The sequence below is a fragment of the Prosthecobacter sp. genome (assembly GCF_049294395.1).
GTDB lineage: Bacteria > Verrucomicrobiota > Verrucomicrobiia > Verrucomicrobiales > Verrucomicrobiaceae > Prosthecobacter.
On record NZ_JBAQCR010000099.1, the window covers coordinates 1 to 4,970 of the forward strand.

Genomic DNA, 4,970 nt, shown 5'->3' on the forward strand with positions numbered 1-4,970 from the left:
GGCCGCAACACCCACCGGCGGTTGCGGCCCCAAAATCGTCGCACGTTCCAGATCCTCCTTAGCTCCGGCGCTGTCACCCAGGGCTTCCCGGGCTTCCCCTCGTATTTGAAACGCCCGCGACTCGGTGGGCAGCAGTTCAAGGCACTTCGTGGCATCTTCCACGGCCTTTTGAAACTCACCAGCAGCCAGCCATGCACCCGCACGATTGCGATATACCTTGGCGTGCTGCGGATTGATCTGCAGCGCCTTGTCAAAGTCCGCCATCGCCTTCTCCTGCTGTCCCAAGTTTAGCCATGCCTGCCCGCGATTGTTCAGATAGATCGTACCCGTCGGGATCAGTTCGAGCGCCTTGGTGAAACTCTCGATCGCCGCCTCGTTGTCGCCGCAGTTCATCAGAAAGAAGCCGCGGTTGTTGTGAAACTTTGCCACCTTCGGATCCAGCTCCACCGCTTTGTCATAGTCTGCCAGCGCACGTTCTTTCTCGCCCATCTGATCGTACGCCGTGGCTCGGTTGAAATAGGCCGCCGCGTTCTTGTCGTTCAGAGCAAGAGCCTTGTCACAATCCTCCGCCGCCTTCTCATACTCACCGCGAATCAGCAGCAGATCTGCGCGGTTCGTGTAGAAAAGGCCGTTTTTTGGATCCAGCTCAATGGCCGCCGTGTAGTCCGCCAGCGCCTTGTCCGGCTCTTTGACCGCGCTCCACGTGAGCGCCCGGTTGAAGTAAAACAGCGCGTTCTTCGGGTTCAACTCGATCGCCTTGGAATAATCCGCCAGGGCCAGATCACGCTGCCCCTTGTTGTCATAGGCCAGCGCACGGTTGTTGTAGGCCGTCGAATCCTTCGGCTTCAAAGTGAGCACCTGGGTGAAATCCGCAATCGCGCCGTCCAGTTCATTCAGCCGCCAGCGTGCACGCCCACGCCCCATGTAGGCCCGCGCATCGTTGGGTTTCTGCCGCACCAGCTTTTCATAAGCAGCGGCCGCCTCCTTGGCATTCCCTCCTGTGAGCAGGCTGTCCGCCGTCTGCCACGCATCCGCAGCTCCGGCCATTCGCCGCGCCATCAGGACGATCAGAACGACCAACACCACCCACAGCACCCTGCGCCAGTGATTGCGGGATCCCAGATCATCCGTTGGAGGTTGGTGGTTCATGGCGTGCCTCGCTGCACATAGGTACGCCCTCCTTCAGGTCGTTGCCGGTCAGCCCTTGCGATACTTCGACTGCTTTTTGTGGCCTCCCACCTTGACCTTTGAACACAACATGACCTCTTGAACGTAACCTCATTGCCCCATGCTCCTTTCCCTCACCTCCCGCATCCTGCAAACCGTCGATCCGCTCTGTCTGGCCAAAATCGGCTGGAATTTCGGCTACAAGGGCGCGCGCTCCGTCATGTTGCACAAGCAGCGCATGAAGCAGGGCCAGTACTTCCCGCCGTTTTTCTACATTTCCATCCTCAACTCCTGCAACCTCCGCTGCCAGGGCTGCTGGGTGGATGTGGACAAACCGCGTGAGTCGCTCAATCTCGATGAGCTCAACAAGATCGTGAACGACGCCAAACGGCGCGGCAATTCCTTCTTCGGCATCCTCGGCGGCGAGCCCTTCATGCATCCTGAGCTTTTCGATTTCCTCTCAATGCACCCGGACGCCTTCTTCCAGGTCTTCACCAACGGCCAGATGATCACCGCCAAGGCCGCTGAAACCATGCGCAAGCTGGGCAACATCACCCCGCTGGTCAGCATCGAAGGCACTGAGATCGTCAGCAACGAACGCCGTGGCAACAAAGACGTGCTCACCCGCACCCTGCGCGGCCTGCAAAACTGCCTGGACGCCCGCGTGCTCACCGGCGTGGCCACCAGCCTCTGCAAGACGAACATCGACGACCTCCTCACCGAGAAATGGCTGCGCCGCCTCATCGACATGGGCGTGCACTACGCTTGGTATCACACCTACCGACCCGTCGGCCCCAAGATCAGCGCCGATCTCGCCCTCACGCCCGAGCAAATCACCCAGGTGCGCAAATTCGTCGTCAACATGCGCGCCAAGATGCCCATCGCCATCGTCGATGCCTACTACGACCACAACGGCCAGGCCCTCTGCCCCATGGCCAACGGCATCAGCCATCACATCAGCCCCACCGGCGCTATCGAGCCCTGCCCCATCATCCAGTTCGCCAAGGAAAGCGTCCGCACCAATGACGACCTCTTCGACGTCTTCACCAAATCCGAATTCCTCCGCGACTTCCGCAACATCGCCTCCGCCAACACCCGCGGCTGCATCGTCCTTGAGCGCCCCGACCTGGTGAAAGCCGTCGTCACCAAGCACACCGCCAAAGACTCCACCATCCGTCAGACCGCCATGGCCGAGCTCGAATCCATGACCCCGCGCACCAGCCAGTGGCGCGAAGGCGAGGAGATCCCCGAGAAGCACTGGATGTACTGGCTCGCGAAGAAATTCTTCTTCAACGACTTCGGGGTGTACCAAGGGCTGGGAAAGAAGAAAAACTGAGCTGAAATAACGAGTCAATCTTTGAGACTGTCACACCTTTTAACTTGAAGTGTGATCCGAAAATCGCTCTACATGGAATCCATGGCTCAAAATACATTTTCTCCTGTCCTGGCTCGTGGTGGCATGGGCGGCATCGTTCGTTGGTTCATTCAGATCGTCATCTATGACATCTGCATCACCGGCATTCAGGACATTCTCGGAGTCAGCCGCATGGTCGCCCTCTTCATTTTCCTGGGCATCATGATCCTCATCAGCATCGGCGGTTACATGCTGCGCAAGAAGATGAGCGGCCACGCCGACTCGGACATCTAGCCATGCGTCACACAGTTCTTCACGCCCCCGCCTTTTCGACTTTGCGTCTGGATATGGCGGAGGGCGAGAGCATTCACGCACAGCCGGGCAGCATGCAGGCCATGACGCCAGGTTTTCACATCGACGTCAAAGCCGGGCTCCACATGGGTGGCAAACGCGGCATGCTCGGTGGCATGCGCAGCCTCTTCGGTGGCGAAAGCTTCTTCACCGTCATTTACAAGGCCAAGCGCGACGAGCAGCACCTCATGCTCGCCCCCGAACAAATGGGCGACATCCGCGCCATCGAAGTCACGCCGGAAACCGGCCTCAAACTCGCACGCGGCGCCTTCCTGGCCTCCTCTCCCGAGCTCACCTTTGATCTGCACAATGCCGGCATGCAGGGCGTCCTGGCCACGCGCGGTCTCTTCTTCCTGAAGACCGTCGGTTCCGGCCTGCTCTTCCTCTCCAGCTACGGCGGCATCGTTGAGCAAAACCTCGCGGAGGGAGAGCGCTTCGTGCTCGACAACCGCAACATCGTCGCCTTCACCGACACCATGCCCTTCGAGTCCGTGGTGCTCACCAAGTCGATCAAAGACTCCTTCCTCTCTGGCGAAGGCTTCGTCGTCCGTTTCACCGGTCCGGGCAGGGTCATCTACCAGACCCGCGCACGGCCGTCCCTCGGACTCATTCGCGGCTTCCTGCAAACTCTCACCTGATCGGCATGGAGAGCGTCCTGCCAAAGCCGCGCCGTCTCGTCACACCCACGCGCGAAGCGCTGCTGCAAAGCTTTCAGACCAACGAGTCTCGCTCGATGCTATGGCTCGGCCTGGAACTGGTCGCCATCTTCGGCGGTCTTGCTTGGTGGGCGGCCCAGCCGCATCAAATCCCCGGCTGGCAGTTCCTCCTGCTCTTTGCCTGCGCCTTCTTCGGCATGTTTGACTTCATCGTCACCCAGCACTTCGCCAACCGGAAGCGTCTGGAAGACATCCGCCCGGATGCCAAACTCGGCATCCACACGCGCGACTCGCTCATCGCCGCCGTACGCCGTGTGCAGGAGCGTCTCGGCCTCACCGGCCAGCGCATCCCCGTTTATCTTGCCCCGGAAAAAGACGTCAACGCCTTCGCCTTGCGCCTGGAACTCCTGCCCGGCTGGCACCTCTTCAACAGCGTGCAGCTCAACCGCTCCATCGTTCACCTGCTGGATGAAAAAGAGCTCGAATCCGTCATCGGCCACGAGCTCGGCCACGTCTTTCCCTACTCCCCCATCGCCAGCCGCTGCATGCTCGTTCACGCGCTGCTTTCCGGCGTGCTCGCGCTTGTCATCGCCCAAGTGCTGGGAGACAACGACATCCGCTGGGGCGCACCCATCCTCGCACTCGGCGCGGCACGCTGGGTCGCCTTTTCAACGTGGGTCACGCAGATCCGCCTCGTTGAGTTTTTGTGCGATGACTACGGCGCACGCGCCGCAGGCCTCCTCCCCGCCCTCACCACGGAAATCAAACTCGGCATCGAGCACGAAGCCCGCAACGCCCTCCTCGCCCGCGTTCTTGAGGCCAAGCTCCGCCACACCGGCGTGCCCATCGCCCAGCTCCTTCAGGAATACGAAGACGCCATGCCCTTTGGCAGCGTCCAGTCCGCCCAGGCCCGCGCCCAGCTGGAGCAGGGCATCCAGCGCCGCCTCACCGAGCATGACGAGACCTCCCTCAAAGGCTTCTTCCAGTTCGCCTTCAAGAGCGACAACACCGACCAAGACGCCCTCAAGGAATCCCTGGCCGAAATGACCGCCGTCAGTCGCATCGCCAAGATCCCCGTCTCACTCCCAGACGTCCTCAACGATCCCCGCCTCCTGCCAGACCTCGTCCACCTCATCGAAGCCCACCCCGATCACGTCCTCTTCCACCTCGAAGCCGAGCTAGACGACCGCCACTCCACCCACCCCAATACCTCCCGCCGCATCCTCTACCTCTGGCGCAATCAAGAGGCTATTGCCGCCAATCAATGGCTCATGAACTCCGCTCATTAAATCAAGCTGAAAACCAGCAGCATGGCATTCTTTTGCCACGTTATTTATTTCCATTGAACCAAACCCCAGCGACACAAGTTCAATGTTTTAAACGTAAAACAAAAAAGCACTCACAATCTACGGCAGCCCAAACCGAGTCGCTCTGAGTAACTT

General features: G+C 60.0%; 5 protein-coding genes. 4 read left to right on the forward strand and 1 reads right to left on the reverse strand.

The window, feature by feature from the left end; genetic code table 11:
* The coding region (locus WAW39_RS06205; RefSeq protein ID WP_422316865.1) for a tetratricopeptide repeat protein at nucleotides 1-1,149 on the reverse strand (1,149 nt) is incomplete at its 3' end.
* A 139-nt stretch (nucleotides 1,150-1,288) separates the two neighbouring features.
* On the opposite strand from WAW39_RS06205, the gene WAW39_RS06210 reads away from it, so the two are divergent.
* From WAW39_RS06210 to WAW39_RS06225, 4 genes are all read left to right on the forward strand, one after another.
* Complete coding sequence (locus tag WAW39_RS06210; protein ID WP_422316867.1) at nucleotides 1,289-2,503, forward strand: radical SAM/SPASM domain-containing protein; 1,215 nt, start codon at nucleotides 1,289-1,291, stop codon at nucleotides 2,501-2,503.
* Between the two features lie 81 nt (nucleotides 2,504-2,584).
* Nucleotides 2,585-2,815, forward strand: a complete 231-nt coding sequence (locus WAW39_RS06215; protein WP_422316869.1) for a hypothetical protein — start codon at nucleotides 2,585-2,587, stop codon at nucleotides 2,813-2,815.
* A 2-nt stretch (nucleotides 2,816-2,817) separates the two neighbouring features.
* Nucleotides 2,818-3,510 carry a TIGR00266 family protein gene (locus WAW39_RS06220; protein ID WP_422316871.1) on the forward strand — a complete coding sequence of 231 codons (693 nt, stop codon included), beginning with the start codon at nucleotides 2,818-2,820 and terminating at the stop codon, nucleotides 3,508-3,510.
* A 5-nt stretch (nucleotides 3,511-3,515) separates the two neighbouring features.
* Nucleotides 3,516-4,817, forward strand: coding sequence for a M48 family metallopeptidase (locus tag WAW39_RS06225; RefSeq protein ID WP_422316873.1), 1,302 nt, complete (start codon nucleotides 3,516-3,518; stop codon nucleotides 4,815-4,817).
* Nucleotides 4,818-4,970: the final 153 nt, after the last annotated feature.